We start from the raw sequence: 12,985 nt of genomic DNA on the forward strand, positions 1-12,985 counted from the left end.
TCCTTCTAAGTTAACTAGCAAGCTTAAAGCAGGGAACGTAACCCGCAAAATCAATCTTCATTCGACGCTGCTCAATGAATCCATTCAACAATTTATCGAGTGCAGTGATCACCTCGGGATCGCCATCTAGGATGAAAGGCCCCTTTTCCGCAACCGCTTTAACAGCAGGCTCTTTAACGTTGCCTGAGACAATACCCGATAGTGCTTTACGAAGTTCTGACGCCAGTTCAGAGATCGGCTGACCTTTGTGAAGATTCAGCGCGGCCATATTGTCGTGTGTCGGTTCAAAAGGCAGTTGCAACTCGTAAGGTATCTGCAGTTGCCAGTTGAAGTGGTAAGCCTCACCGGACTCTTTACGCTGTTCGGTGACTCGGTTGAGACCCTCTTTCATCAATGCAGCCACTTTCGACGGATGATCAATCACAACCTGATACAGCTTGCTGGCCTCTTCACCGAGCGTCGCTTTAACAAACTGATCGATCTGCTCGAAGTAGGCCTCGCTACCTGCAGGGCCTGTAAAGATAAAGGGCATCTCTACATTGCGATTCTGTTCTTGAAGCAAGATGCCAAGCATGTAGAGAATCTCTTCTGCTGTGCCCGCTCCGCCTGGGAATACAATGACGCCATGACCGAGTCGCACAAAAGCTTCTAGGCGTTTCTCAATGTCCGGCATGGTAATCAGTTCAGAGACAATCGGATTGGGCGATTCAGCCGCAATGATGCCGGGTTCAGTAATGCCTATGTATCTTGGGTCGCTAATGCGCTGTTTAGCGTGTGCAATGGTGGCCCCTTTCATTGGACCTTTCATAGCACCCGGGCCACAGCCGGTACAGATATTGAGGCCTCTTAAGCCCAGTTCGTAACCCACTTTTTTGGTGTAGGCGTACTCATGGCGAGCAATAGAGTGACCGCCCCAACAGACCACAATGTTGGGTTTAATGTTGGGTCTTAGCGATTTAGCGTGTCTTAAAATGTGAAATACTGTATTGGTCAGTTTCTCACCTGGCGTTAAGCCCTCACAGACATCATTAAGCTCGTCTACTACATAGACAAGGTCTCGTAACACCGAGAAAAGGTGCTCACGAATACCATCGACCAACTCACCATCCACAAAAGCCGACGCTGGTGCATTGATCAGATCCAGCTGCACACCACGGTGTTTATTGACGATGTGCACATCAAAATCTTGGTATTTCTCAAGCACTTCGGCCGTACAGTCCATCTCACTACCGCAGTTGAGTACCGCCAAAGCGCATTGGCGAAATAGAGGGTATAGCCCAGAATCGCTTCGATCCCGAATACGCTCTACTTCATAGGGTGAGAGCATATCCAAACTCTCAAGAGGTTTGACACTGGCACTGACAAATAGATCGCTCATAACACTCTCCTTCGCGTAATCACGATGTCATTATTTACGTTTATACATGAAGGATAGATGACATTCAGCTAATCGGCAGAACATATTTGCCAAAGGCGAATGCATCGATTAGTTTAAAGTTATCGGTGAGTTTTTCATCGATCCCTCTCTGCTGCAGAAGGAACCGCCAATGAGCGCATCCAAGCTTTATATCCTTGATACCAACGTGCTGTTGCACGACCCCAAGTGTCTTGTCGAATTTAAAGAGCAAGATATTGCCATTCCGATGACCGTGCTTGAAGAGCTCGACGACATCAAAGATCGGAAGAAGAACGTAGCGGCAGAAGCGCGTGCTGCGATTCGCGAAATTGATAAAATTCTGAGCAACGCCAAAGACCCTTCAGAGATTCTAGACGGTGTGCAGATTTTATTGGATGGTAAAGAGCGCGAGATCGTATTTGGTAAGCTCTCCATCTACCCTGATCATGAACTGGCTCATGACAAAGGGTTCTTGCCAGCAGACCACAATAAAGACAACCGAATCATTAACTGCGCCCTTCACTTACAGCGAGTGCTTCCTAAGCGCCAGGTGATTCTGGTCACTAAAGATTTGAATATGCGTCTTAAGGCGATGGGAGCTGGCTTAAAACGCGTTGAGGATTACCGTACCGACCAGCTCGTCTCGGACATCGATCTACTCCCTGCGGGCCATCTTCATTTAGAGACCCCTTTTTGGGAGGGGGTTGATTCCGTTGAAAGCTATCACGAAAACGAGCACACCTGTCACAGAGTAGACCGCGAGGTGCTGCCAGAGACCTACCCTAATGAATATATTTGGGACGACTCGCAGGATTTTGCCGCTAAAACCAGCCGTGTCGAAGGTGACAAGGTCATCCTTCAGGATCTGGGCTACCAAAACCTGATGCAGCAAAACTGCTGGGGCATTTCACCCATCAATATTCAACAAGCCTTTGCCATGGAAGCGATGCTGGATCCTAATATTGATCTAGCCGTTCTGCTTGGGTCCGCCGGTTCGGGTAAAACCTTGGTTGCCCTAGCCAGTGCTCTGGAGTTGGTTATTGAACAGCGTCGCTACAATAAAATTATTGTCACTCGCTCGACGCCACCGGTCGCTGAAGATATCGGCTTTTTACCAGGCACCGAAGAGGAGAAGATGACTCCATGGATGAGTGCGATTAACGATAACTTAGAAGCGATGCACGAACAGGACGAACGCCCGCAAAGCAGTGTTAAGTATGCGATTGAGAAGGCTAACATTCAGTTCAAGTCTCTCAACTTCATACGTGGGCGAAGCATTCAGAACGCCATTGTTTTGATTGATGAAGCCCAAAACCTAACGCCGCAACAGATGAAAACGATCCTGACTCGCTGTGGTAAAAACACCAAGATGGTCTGCCTAGGAAACTTGGCCCAGATTGATTCAAACTACCTAACCGCACTCACTTCAGGCTTAACTTACATTGTTGAACGCTTTAGAGACTATGAGGGCTCTGCCAGCGTTCACTTTGAGGGAATCTTCCGCTCTAAACTGGCCGAATACGCCGAAGAGCATCTCTAAACATCCCGTTTTAGGGTACCAGTGCTGTGACTCCATCTGGGGTCACGGCCACTCTTTGATGACCCTCGCGATTTAGCTGCAGAAGATCAAACGAGCTGATCTTAATCTCCACCACACAGAACCAGTTCTGTTCGACAAATTCCACCAGTGGATCAATTTCTGAACCCGGTGGTAACTTGGTCGTGTAGTCCGCAACCGTCGGCCCCTCTTTGACCCTATCCCAACGTTCATCAATGGCTTCCTTGTCACTCATTAACGTCGCTAACCCTTCAGCTCGTAACTGCTGTTTTAACTGTGGATTCCAGAAGCAGAGTGAGACATTTGGATTATGTTGCAGCTGCAAAATTTTTGGTGATCGGGAGTCACTATAGAAACGCAAAAGCCAGTTATTCGATTCGATCTCTCTTAAGACAACAGAGCGTGATTGCGGTCGACCAGCATCATCCACTGTAGAGAGAGTAAACACCCTCCAAGGGTGCCCTTTTTCCACCAGCGCATCTTCAACAAATCCCCACAATTCAAGGGGTTTTAGACTTTTTAAGTCGATCATTGGATACATCCATCTGAGACATTGGTCTATCTTGAAAAACCGTCCATTTCGCCGAAGTCCAGTAACTACGTGGCTTATAGTTATCTGTCATAGCTGTATAACAAAACAGTTAGGCGATAGAGACTAGAAACCATGATGCGGCGCAATATAATTGGCACCACTGAAATATGGGTGACACATTTATCTGTTACCCACCGCCTCACTTCCAAGGCCTATTTGCCAAAAGCTTATAGGAGATTGAGTCGTAAGGCACATTTGTTCAACACACAGATGGTAGTCGAGTTATGGATTCAGAAGTAGATGTATTGTTAGTTGGCGCAGGAGCGATGAGTACGACGCTTGCCGTTATGCTCCAGGAGCTGGACCCTAATCTGAAAATGATGATGGTCGAACGTCTCAACCACGTGGCTAGCGAAAGCACCGATGGTCTTAATAACGCGGGTACTGGGCACGCAGCCTATTGTGAGTTGAATTACACCCCTCGCCAGGCTGACGGCTCAATTAACTGCAGCAAAGCTTTCTCAATTAACGAATGTTTTGAGATCAGCTTGCAGTTTTGGTCATACCTTGTGAATAAAGGTGCGCTTCCTCATCCTAAGAAGTTCATCAACACAACGCCCCACTGCAGTTTTGTCTGGGGTGAAGATAACGTCGATTTCCTTCGTAAGCGCCACCAAGCACTTTCACAGCACCCTCTTTTTGAGGCGATGGAGTACAGCGAAGATCCTGAGCAAATTCGCGAGTGGATGCCTCTAGTGATGCAAAACCGCGAAGATAACCAGCCGATTGCTGCTACTCGCGTGCGATATGGATCGGACGTTAACTTTGGTGAACTTGCGCGCTTCATGGTCAATTTCCTTGAAGTTAGTGGCAACTTCGAACTCAAACTGTCGTCAACAGTCCAAGATCTTAAACAGGAAGAGGATGGCCGTTGGTGCGTCAAACTGAAACACTCTGCTAAGCCAGACACCTACAAAGTCCGTGCGAAGTTTGTCTTCCTCGGTGCCGGTGGTGGAGCTCTACCTCTGTTGCAAAAATCTGGCATCCCTGAAGGTGAAGGGTACGGCGGCTTCCCAGTTAGTGGTCAGTGGTTGATCTGTAAGAACAAAGAGGTCATCGAGCGTCACCAAGCCAAGGTATACGGCATGGCCCCCATTGGTGCGCCACCCATGTCAGTACCCCACTTGGATACCCGTGTTATCAATGGTGAAAAAGCACTGCTGTTCGGTCCTTTTGCAGGGTTCACTACTAAGTTCCTAAAAAATGGCTCGTTGATGGATCTGCCGATGTCATTGAGCCCAGACAACTTGATGCCAATGATGTCAGTTGCCCGCAACAACATGGATCTGACCAAATATCTAATCAGTGAAGTAATGCAGACGCACGGTTCACGTGTAGAGTCACTTCGCAACTTCTTCCCAGATGCTGAAGAGAACGATTGGGAACTCTCTTACGCCGGTCAGCGTGTCCAAATCATCAAACCGGGCAATGAAACCAAGGGTAAGCTAGAGTTCGGTACAGAGGTGATCTCTGCAGCTGATGGTTCGATAGCGGCACTATTGGGCGCATCACCGGGTGCATCAACGGCAACCAGCACGATGATCTCGATCATCGAAGAGTGCTTTGCTGAGCGCATGCAGAAGTCGAACTGGTCCGAGAAGCTAAAACAGATGATTCCATCCTACGGTGAATCATTGGCGACCAATAGCGATCTTCTTCGTACGGTGCGGGCTAAAACGCTTGAGACACTACAACTGGATGAGAAAAAGGCCTCTCAAGCGGCCTAACTCTTTCTATTTCTGGGACCCCACCGGATTGGTTTATTGGCGTTAAAGGACTACCATTGCGTCAATAAGGAGTCCGGTGTGGTTAAACATTTTTTTGAACATCTTCTCGTACTGACGGTTCGGTTCTATCAACTGTTCATCAGTCCTGTACTGGGTCCGCGCTGTCGATTCTACCCAACCTGCTCTAGCTATATGATCGAAGCGATTCAACTGTACGGCCCCCTCAAAGGCACACTGCTCGGTTTAAAACGCATTGGACGCTGCCATCCAGGGTCTGATGGTGGGATAGATCCGGTTCCAGGCAGTGAGCTTGAGAGCAGTTATCAACAAGAACTTGCCGAACAAAGCTGCGGCTGTTCACACCCTGAGAACAAGGAGCACTGATCGTGTTTTCTACTGCCAGCCTTACAGGCATTGCTCTGCTCTACATGGCTCTTCTGTTTGCATTAGCGATTTTTGTTGAGCGTAAGGTAAGGAAACAGTCTGGTCTTAGCTTCCAGGGACCCATCTACGCCCTCTCATTAGCGGTCTTTTTTACCTCTTGGACCTTCTATGGCAGCGTTGGATTCGCGCTCGAGAACGGACTCCAGTTCTTTGCCATCTATATCGGTGCCATTTTAGGTCTACTCTTTGGTGCCAAAGCGATCAAAAAAATGGTTCTGGCCAAAGAGAGTTTTCGTTTAACGTCCATTGCCGATTTCATATCAACGCGTTACAGACGCTCTCAGCGCATTGCCGCTCTGGTGACCATCATTGCGATTCTAGGGCTGCTGCCTTACATCGTTCTTCAGTTGCGTGCGATCAATAGTGCGTTTGATGTACTGACCAACGACTCAGCAACCCAAGGTAGCTGGTCGGCTGCCATCATCACACTGACGCTCGCGTTTATTACGATTCTTTTCGGTGCCCGAAAAATTGATCCGACTGAACGTCACCAGGGCATTATTGCCGTGTTAGCCGCCGAGTGTCTGGTAAAGTTGTTTGCCTTCATTGCCCTGGGTCTGTTTGTCACCTTTGGTCTGTTTGATGGGTTTGACGATCTCCTCAAGCAAGCGGAGCAGGCCAACTTACAGTCGGTTTACAGCTTTGGTGGATCGGACAGTTTCTTAACCTGGGTTGCCCTAATCATACTAGGCGCAGCCGCCATCCTGATGCTGCCAAGACAGTTTCATGTCACGGTCGTTGAAAATCCGGGTACGACACACATCAAGAGCGCCCTGACGCTCTTTCCTATCTACACGCTTGGCATCAACCTATTTGTTATTCCTATCGCACTGGCCGGGCTGTTGCTCGGGCTTCCAAAAAGCTCTGGTGATCAGTTCGTTCTATTGATACCTAAGCTCGCTAATAGTGAGGTGATGGCCCTGGTGGGTTACCTAGGCGGATTCGCCGCCGCCACGGGTATGGTCATCGTTACCCTAATTACCCTAGCGACGATGACATCAAACCACTTGGTGATTCCCATCTGGCGTCGTTTTAAACCGGATCTCAATTTAGGCGCCTCACTGCTCCATCTGCGCTGGATACTCATTCTAGGCATTGCGTTAATTGCCCATCTGTTTGCCAACCAACTCGATGCACCTTACTTGTTAGTTGCATTGGGTTTAATCTCGTTCGCGGCAGTTCTGCAGTTAGCACCCGCTGGGTTAATCGGTCTATTTTGGCGTAAAGGGAATAGTTTAGGCGCAGCACTGGGCTTATTGTCTGGCTTTATTCTCTGGGGCTTCACCTTAGTGCTACCGCCTATGGTTGGTGAGGGCTGGATCGATGCCAGTGTTATGACGAATGGACTGTTTGGCCACTCATGGCTGCGTCCTAATGCACTGTTTGGACTGGAATTTTTACCCCCACTCGCCCACGGCGTATTCTGGTCACTCTTGTTTAACATCACGCTGTATGTGGTTGGCAGTAAACTCTACAAGCCTCGTAAGGTTGAGAGAGCTCAGACAGAAGAGCTGTTTAACGCCACTAACGAGATGTTAACGGACCGATATCGCAATGCCCGCCCCACTGGGCTTGAAGCCTATATTGAGCGTGAGCCGAAAACCCAAGAGGCTGAGCTTCTTCTCAACCGTTTTCTAAGCAGTGATGCGGCGGATCAGGTACTTGGCAGCATTTTGACGGACCTCCAGCTAGGTGCTCGCACTCATTTCACCATTGTCGAATTGATGGAGTTTCATCGACTACTCGAGCAACGATTAGCCGGCTCTATTGGCGCAGCAGGTGCACATTCAGCAATTGAAGAGTCTATTCGCTACTCCGACCGAGAATCCGCCGATCTAAAAGCGCTCTTCTCTCACATTGCCAGCGAATTAAAATTGAGCAGTTCAGAAACCGAAAACAGTCCTCTGTTTGAGTCGCTGCAAGATAATAACGAACAGCTTAACAACGAGCTCGCTAAGCTAAAAAATGCGAACAAGGTGTTAGAGGAGAAGGTTGATCGTCAGTACGAAGTGATTCATGGGCATCGCTTAGAGATACAGAAGCTAACCCATGAAAACCAGACACTGAAAGCACGATTGGGGCTCTCAACTGATGAGAGTTAGTACCCGCAGAGTAAAGAATCAGAGGAGGCTTTAGGCCTCCTCTTTTTTGAGATGAACATCCATTTGCGGGTAAGGAATAGAGATGCCTTCCGCATCAAAACGCACTTTAATCTCTTCGGTCAGTGCCCAACGGACCTCCCAATAGTCTTCGGTTTTAACCCATGGGCGCACAATGAAATTAACGCTGCTATCGGCCAATTCTGATACCGCAATTTTAGGGGCAGGATCCTCCAAGACTCGACTATCGGCCGTCACAACCTCTGTTAAGATCTGTTTTGCTTTACGCAGATCATCGTCATAACTGATACCAAAGATCATATCGATACGACGTGTCGGTCTACGGTTGTAGTTCGTGATGATCCCTGAATAGATCGAACCATTTGGCACAATCACTTCGCGGTTATCTCCGGTACGCATCACCGTATTAAAAATCGTGATCTCTTCAGCTACGCCGGATATGCCAGCCACTTCGACAAAGTCACCCTCTTTGAATGGGCGGAAGAAGATCAGCAAGACACCCGCAGCAAAGTTTTTCAACGAGTCCTGCAGTGCCAGACCGATTGCCAAACCTGCGGCACCGACCAGAGCGATCAATGAGGTGGTATCAACACCCAATTGACCCAGCGCGGCAACGATAACCAGCAGCGTCAACAGAATGCTGATGACGGAGCGGACAAAGTTGACCAGCATATTGTCCATTGATGTACGGTGCAGCCCTCTCTCAAGCAGTCGGGTTGCAAATTTGACTAACCAACGACCCACCACAAAGATGGCCAAAGCCGTGGCGATATTGATAGACCATGGGACTAAGTAGGTATCCATAAGAGATTGCAAATCAGGCATAGTTAAACGTCCAAAAAGGCTAAATTTAAGCTGCGGGTAAGGTTGATAGTGATAAATTCACCCCCATATCTACACTATAACCTAGGTAAAGCAGTTTCCCAGCTATGCGTTCAGTTTTTTCTCTATTTGCTCTTCTAATGTCAAGCCACCTCTATGCGGCTGATTACCATATCGCCGATGATGTTCAGCTCTTCATGCACAGCGGCCCCTCTTACGAATACCGCATCGTCTCTAGAGTTCGCAGTGGCGATCCCGTGACTCTGTTAGAGCGCGGCAAAGATTACACCAAGATCAAACTGGCCGATGGCAAAGAGGGTTATGTTCTCACTCGCTACTTAGCAGAGGGACAAAGCAAACTGACAGTTCTGCAGACTGAGCTACCGGATCTAAAACAGCAGCTAGCGTCGCTTAGTGAAGATTTGGCAAAGAAAAACGATCAAATCGCCCAACTCGAAACAGAGTTGGCAAGCTACCGCGATGAAGCGACTGACTCGACCACAGAGCTTGTCATCAAAGATAAACGGATTCGCGAACTTGAGTTTCAAGTCGCTAATATGGATCAATCAAACCTAATGCGCTGGTTAACGCATGGCGGACTGATCGCCTTAGCAGGTTTGATCGTTGGATTGATCCTTCCCCACCTTCCTCGTCGTAAGAAGAGACAGGATGAGTGGTTTTAATTAACAAAAACAGAGAGAAGTGAGTATGGAAATGGTTATTCTAGGCGCTCTGTGTATTGCTGCAGCACTGTACATCATCAGCACAAATATTCAGTCTAAAAAGCCTGTTCTGCAGCCGATTCGTATCGAAGAGCGCAGCCAGAAAAAGCGTCGCCGCTAAGCTAAGTCTTCATCGGTAATGGGACGTGGCGTAAAGTCTGCGATCCCATTTTCAATGGTCCATGCACGACGCCCCTGCTCGACACGAATAACACCTTTGAATCGTGCTTGAAGGTAAGGTACGACCTCTTCAAGGGTGTCGATATCACACAAAATCACACCACCACGATCATCTTCAGTCGAAAATAGAAACGATTGCACCGTACACCTCTAATAAACAGTCACGCCAGTCTAACAACTTACCTCTACCAGTTTAAGTAGGCGAAGCGATCTTTTATCTCTTGTTTGGCCAACTGATAGTCTGGAAAGAAGCGGCTAACCAGGGCCCAAAAGCGTGGACTGTGGTTCATCTCTTTCAAATGACAGAGTTCGTGAATGATCACATAGTCCTGCAGAGTGTGTGAAAGGTGTATCAATCGCCAGTTAAGCGTGATCTCACCGCGACTGGAACACTGCCCCCATTTACTCGTATAGCTGCCTATATTGACGGATGAGGGCTTTAGACCAGTGAAACTCGATAACTGCTCAGAACGTGCAATTAACTGCTGTTGGGCAGCCCCCTTTAGTGAAGATTGAAGCTGTCGTCTGATTGACTGATCTGTTGAGCGCGCATTGACTTTAACCCTGACGGAACGGCCAGTGTGACAGATTGTTTTCTCTTCGGGTGTTAATTGAGAGACCTTCTCAAGTTGGTAGTTGATGCCATTAACGACCAGAGTCTCTGAATGCAGATCAATGGAGTGCTTACTCAATGCTTTCTGCTGTTGTACTAGCCTAGGAGTGACCCAGGCCTGTTTGCTCAGAACCCATTGCTGAATATCAGCCTCACTAATGAATAGTGGTGCTTTGACAACGACTCTACCCCTGTCGATTTGAATCGACAGAGTTCGACGTCTACTGGATCGCTCTAGGGTATATTCGAACTCAATCAATCTGTGCCATCTTAACTATGCGGGTGTTAGGACAGACTACCGCTTGTACTATAAGAGTCAATAATGACATCGGCCAATTCATTGGCACTCTTCCAAGCTCCTGCCAAACCGGGCTCATTAATCCAGTCTCCACAGGCGCCAATCGAAAGCTCAGCATCCCACAGAGGTTCCGTTAATTGAGCACTCTGCAGAGTTCGACTGTAGAGCCAACGGTGAATTTTTGAGGCGCTGGGCTCTATCGATTCGCCCAGCCAATCAGACAATAACCCCTCTATTTTTTTCAGAAGAAGCTCTCGATCATCATCAATGTGTGCTTCGCTCCAAGATTCACGCATTTCAACTCGAACCAATAGACCCTCTCGGCCGGGTTTGTCACTCTCGACCACGATACGGTAGAACTCAGGATGCTCTCCCTCAATCACAGAAACTCCGTCTAAACGCGAGGGTCGCTTCTCTAACTGAAACAGTGCAATCCAATTGGCTGAAGTTGCTGCTTGCTCAGCTCGATGAGCAAAGCGTGGTGAGGTTTCCAGAAGAGGCACCGCCTGTGGCGCGGGGGCGGCAACAACTACCGCATCAAAATAGTCGATCAGTTCACCTTGATCATCTCGAATGAGTACACCCTGCTTATCACTCCACACGACACCTATACGGGTTTCAGTGTGAAGCGTAGTGCCTTTGAGTAGTTCACGAGTAAACAGACTGTTACGACCCGCGCCAATCTTGTACTCAACGGACTCATGTTGTGTGAGGCTAAAATTCGAGCGCGTGGTGCTCCAGGTCTCAATCACACCGGTTTCGGCATAGGCATTTAAGAAACGCTCAAACTCGCTGGAACAGCCATCTAGATAGGGTGCACCCAAGTCAGCAGAGAGTTGACCAACGCGAGTAGAGGCTAAACGCCCACCCGTTCCTCGTGATTTTTCAAATAGATCAACAGTAAAACCTGAAGAGGTCAGTCTATTGGCGAGTGTAGCGCCGGCTAAACCAGCGCCGATAATGGCTATCCTTGGCATATTCTTCCTATGAATTGGGCTCTACTGCAATGGCTTTTTCAACGGTATTAATGAAGCCTCTGTTTTCGGGTGACGTGACACTTGAGTAGACATCAATGACTTTACCATCACGGCCAATCAAGTACTTGTAGAAATTCCATTTCGGGGCGGTTCCTGTTGCAGCAATCAAATCCGCCCATAGAGGGCTTGCTTGATCACCACGAACCACAGACTTCTCAAACATCGGGAACTTAACACCGTAAGTTAAACGACAAAACTCTCTGATCTGCCCCTCCTCACGATACTCCTGGTTGGCGAAATCACCGCTAGGGAAACCTAACACTGCAAAGCCTTGGTCTTTGTACTTAGCATGCATCGCTTCAAGACCTTCATACTGCCCGGTAAAACCACACTTACTGGCTGTATTGACGATCAAGACCACTTTGTCTTTGTACTCTTCGCAGAGGTTGACCTCTTTTTCACCGGCTAGCTCACGAACGGTATGATTCAGCACGTTAGTGCAAGTATCAGCTGAGGCTATTTTAAAGCCAAAAACGGCTGCCAGTAGGGTTAATATTTTCATAAGCTTCATTGTGCGCCTCGGTGTTGATTTTTACTTCAATATTTACGCTCAGATAGAGGTTTCGGATGACCGATACAGAGGATGACAGGTTGAAACCTGTTAAGTACACGGATGTGCTGTATGCGGTAATTGCAGGAGCAAATTACTGTCACCGGTGCTTTGAACTATCTACGGAGTAACCGTGACTGGCTTCAGCCTGTCATCGGCTCTTAGTCATCGGTGATTTACCCTACAACCTGCCCTTGTAGTTTGTTAGCATAGTCGCCTACATTCACGGAGCACTGCGATTCACTAATGGTCTGCATCTCCAATATAAGGAGAGAAAGATGAAAATCGCTGACAAAACTGTTGTCTCTATTCACTACACTCTTACCAATGCTTTGGGCGAGACGATTGATAGCTCTGTAGGACAGGATCCTCTTGTCTACCTACAAGGTGCTCAAAACATCATTCCCGGTCTAGAAAACGCCCTAACTGGTAAAGCGGTTGGTGATGCACTTCAGGTTACCGTTGAACCGGCTGAAGGCTATGGCGAGATTCGTGATGAATTGATCCAAGAAGTTGATCGCAGCGCGTTCCAAGGCGTTGATGATATCGATGTTGGCATGCAGTTTATGGCTCAAACACCTTGGGGGGAGCAGCCTGTAACCGTTGTTAAAGTTGAAGGCGACCAGATCACTCTTGATGGCAACCACCAGCTTGCTGGTGAAACGCTCAACTTTGATGTTGAAGTGGTTGAAGTACGTGAAGCAACCGCTGAAGAAGTTGAGCACGGTCATGTTCATGGAGCTGGCGGTCACCACCACTAATCCACCATCGATCTAACATTAAAAAAGCCGAGTTAAATTGAACTGACCCCATAAAGTTGGACTCATTTCTAAGCGGCGCTCAAGGCCTGATTTCGATATGCTATCGGACTCAGGCCTTTTAGTTTAAGCTTAATTCGCTCGTTGTTGTAATAATCAATGTATTCT

At 48.1% G+C, this 12,985-nt stretch carries 15 protein-coding genes; 7 read left to right on the forward strand and 8 right to left on the reverse strand.

Features of this window, described 5'->3' with window-relative positions; genetic code table 11:
* Window positions 1–10 precede the first annotated feature (10 nt).
* Window positions 11–1,378 carry a nucleotide 5'-monophosphate nucleosidase PpnN gene (gene ppnN / locus XMA152_RS11090; protein WP_173480597.1) on the reverse strand — a complete coding sequence of 456 codons (1,368 nt, stop codon included), beginning with the start codon at window positions 1,376–1,378 and terminating at the stop codon, window positions 11–13.
* Window positions 1,379–1,547: 169 nt separating this feature from the next.
* On the opposite strand from ppnN, the gene XMA152_RS11095 reads away from it, so the two are divergent.
* A complete protein-coding gene (locus XMA152_RS11095; RefSeq protein WP_173480596.1) occupies window positions 1,548–2,936 on the forward strand; it encodes a PhoH family protein in 1,389 nt (462 codons plus the stop codon).
* A gap of 10 nt (window positions 2,937–2,946) precedes the next feature.
* Here the strand turns inward: XMA152_RS11095 and XMA152_RS11100 are convergent, their stop codons facing one another.
* A complete protein-coding gene (locus XMA152_RS11100; protein WP_173480595.1) occupies window positions 2,947–3,486 on the reverse strand; it encodes a pyridoxamine 5'-phosphate oxidase family protein in 540 nt (179 codons plus the stop codon).
* Between the two features lie 284 nt (window positions 3,487–3,770).
* On the opposite strand from XMA152_RS11100, the gene mqo reads away from it, so the two are divergent.
* The 3 genes from mqo to XMA152_RS11115 all read left to right on the forward strand — a co-directional run bounded on the left by mqo (window position 3,771) and on the right by XMA152_RS11115 (window position 7,819).
* Window positions 3,771–5,273, forward strand: coding sequence for a malate dehydrogenase (quinone) (gene mqo / locus XMA152_RS11105; RefSeq protein WP_173480594.1), 1,503 nt, complete (start codon window positions 3,771–3,773; stop codon window positions 5,271–5,273).
* A 78-nt stretch (window positions 5,274–5,351) separates the two neighbouring features.
* Window positions 5,352–5,657, forward strand: a complete 306-nt coding sequence (gene yidD / locus XMA152_RS11110; RefSeq protein WP_371731412.1) for a membrane protein insertion efficiency factor YidD — start codon at window positions 5,352–5,354, stop codon at window positions 5,655–5,657.
* 2 nt (window positions 5,658–5,659) lie between these two features.
* Entirely contained in the window at window positions 5,660–7,819 is a 2,160-nt protein-coding gene (locus XMA152_RS11115) for a hypothetical protein (protein ID WP_371731497.1), read from the forward strand.
* Between the two features lie 30 nt (window positions 7,820–7,849).
* Here the strand turns inward: XMA152_RS11115 and XMA152_RS11120 are convergent, their stop codons facing one another.
* Window positions 7,850–8,662: a mechanosensitive ion channel family protein gene (locus tag XMA152_RS11120; RefSeq protein WP_173480592.1), complete on the reverse strand. Its 813-nt coding sequence runs from the start codon at window positions 8,660–8,662 to the stop codon at window positions 7,850–7,852.
* Between the two features lie 104 nt (window positions 8,663–8,766).
* On the opposite strand from XMA152_RS11120, the gene XMA152_RS11125 reads away from it, so the two are divergent.
* Window positions 8,767–9,342: a TIGR04211 family SH3 domain-containing protein gene (locus XMA152_RS11125; RefSeq protein WP_173480591.1), complete on the forward strand. Its 576-nt coding sequence runs from the start codon at window positions 8,767–8,769 to the stop codon at window positions 9,340–9,342.
* 25 nt (window positions 9,343–9,367) lie between these two features.
* Window positions 9,368–9,502, forward strand: a complete 135-nt coding sequence (locus XMA152_RS12755) for a hypothetical protein (RefSeq protein ID WP_256368146.1) — start codon at window positions 9,368–9,370, stop codon at window positions 9,500–9,502.
* Here XMA152_RS12755 and XMA152_RS11130 read toward each other — a convergent pair.
* Genes XMA152_RS11130 through XMA152_RS11145 form a run of 4 tightly spaced genes read right to left on the reverse strand, consistent with a single transcriptional unit; the run spans window position 9,499 to window position 12,020 of the window.
* Window positions 9,499–9,702, reverse strand: coding sequence for a hypothetical protein (locus tag XMA152_RS11130; RefSeq protein WP_173480590.1), 204 nt, complete (start codon window positions 9,700–9,702; stop codon window positions 9,499–9,501). The two genes, XMA152_RS12755 and XMA152_RS11130, sit on opposite strands and share 4 nt — an antisense overlap.
* Before the next feature lie 44 nt (window positions 9,703–9,746).
* The gene (locus tag XMA152_RS11135) at window positions 9,747–10,433 is read right to left on the reverse strand and encodes a M48 family metallopeptidase (protein ID WP_173480589.1); all 687 of its coding nucleotides are present in this window, start codon (window positions 10,431–10,433) and stop codon (window positions 9,747–9,749) included.
* Window positions 10,434–10,459: 26 nt separating this feature from the next.
* Complete coding sequence (locus XMA152_RS11140) at window positions 10,460–11,449, reverse strand: NAD(P)/FAD-dependent oxidoreductase (protein WP_173483632.1); 990 nt, start codon at window positions 11,447–11,449, stop codon at window positions 10,460–10,462.
* A 7-nt stretch (window positions 11,450–11,456) separates the two neighbouring features.
* Window positions 11,457–12,020, reverse strand: coding sequence for a glutathione peroxidase (locus XMA152_RS11145; RefSeq protein WP_173483633.1), 564 nt, complete (start codon window positions 12,018–12,020; stop codon window positions 11,457–11,459).
* Window positions 12,021–12,337: 317 nt separating this feature from the next.
* Between XMA152_RS11145 and XMA152_RS11150 the strand changes: the two genes are divergently transcribed.
* Window positions 12,338–12,820 carry a peptidylprolyl isomerase gene (locus XMA152_RS11150; RefSeq protein WP_173483634.1) on the forward strand — a complete coding sequence of 161 codons (483 nt, stop codon included), beginning with the start codon at window positions 12,338–12,340 and terminating at the stop codon, window positions 12,818–12,820.
* 68 nt (window positions 12,821–12,888) lie between these two features.
* Here XMA152_RS11150 and XMA152_RS11155 read toward each other — a convergent pair.
* A partial coding sequence (locus tag XMA152_RS11155) for an IS3 family transposase (protein WP_173482665.1) occupies window positions 12,889–12,985 on the reverse strand: 97 nt, incomplete at its 5' end.

The organism is Marinobacterium sp. xm-a-152 (assembly GCF_013282965.1).
Classification (GTDB): domain Bacteria; phylum Pseudomonadota; class Gammaproteobacteria; order Pseudomonadales; family Balneatricaceae; genus Marinobacterium_E.

Bases quoted from the DNA above. Each gene is read 5' to 3' on its own strand.
- ppnN (WP_173480597.1), bottom strand. From the start codon at position 1,378: ATGAGCGATCTATTTGTCAGTGCCAGTGTCAAACCTCTTGAGAGTTTG.
- XMA152_RS11095 (WP_173480596.1), top strand. From the start codon at position 1,548: ATGAGCGCATCCAAGCTTTATATCCTTGATACCAACGTGCTGTTGCAC.
- XMA152_RS11100 (WP_173480595.1), bottom strand. From the start codon at position 3,486: ATGATCGACTTAAAAAGTCTAAAACCCCTTGAATTGTGGGGATTTGTT.
- mqo (WP_173480594.1), top strand. From the start codon at position 3,771: ATGGATTCAGAAGTAGATGTATTGTTAGTTGGCGCAGGAGCGATGAGT.
- XMA152_RS11120 (WP_173480592.1), bottom strand. From the start codon at position 8,662: ATGCCTGATTTGCAATCTCTTATGGATACCTACTTAGTCCCATGGTCT.
- XMA152_RS11125 (WP_173480591.1), top strand. From the start codon at position 8,767: ATGCGTTCAGTTTTTTCTCTATTTGCTCTTCTAATGTCAAGCCACCTC.
- XMA152_RS12755 (WP_256368146.1), top strand. From the start codon at position 9,368: ATGGAAATGGTTATTCTAGGCGCTCTGTGTATTGCTGCAGCACTGTAC.
- XMA152_RS11140 (WP_173483632.1), bottom strand. From the start codon at position 11,449: ATGCCAAGGATAGCCATTATCGGCGCTGGTTTAGCCGGCGCTACACTC.
- XMA152_RS11145 (WP_173483633.1), bottom strand. From the start codon at position 12,020: ATGAAGCTTATGAAAATATTAACCCTACTGGCAGCCGTTTTTGGCTTT.
- XMA152_RS11150 (WP_173483634.1), top strand. From the start codon at position 12,338: ATGAAAATCGCTGACAAAACTGTTGTCTCTATTCACTACACTCTTACC.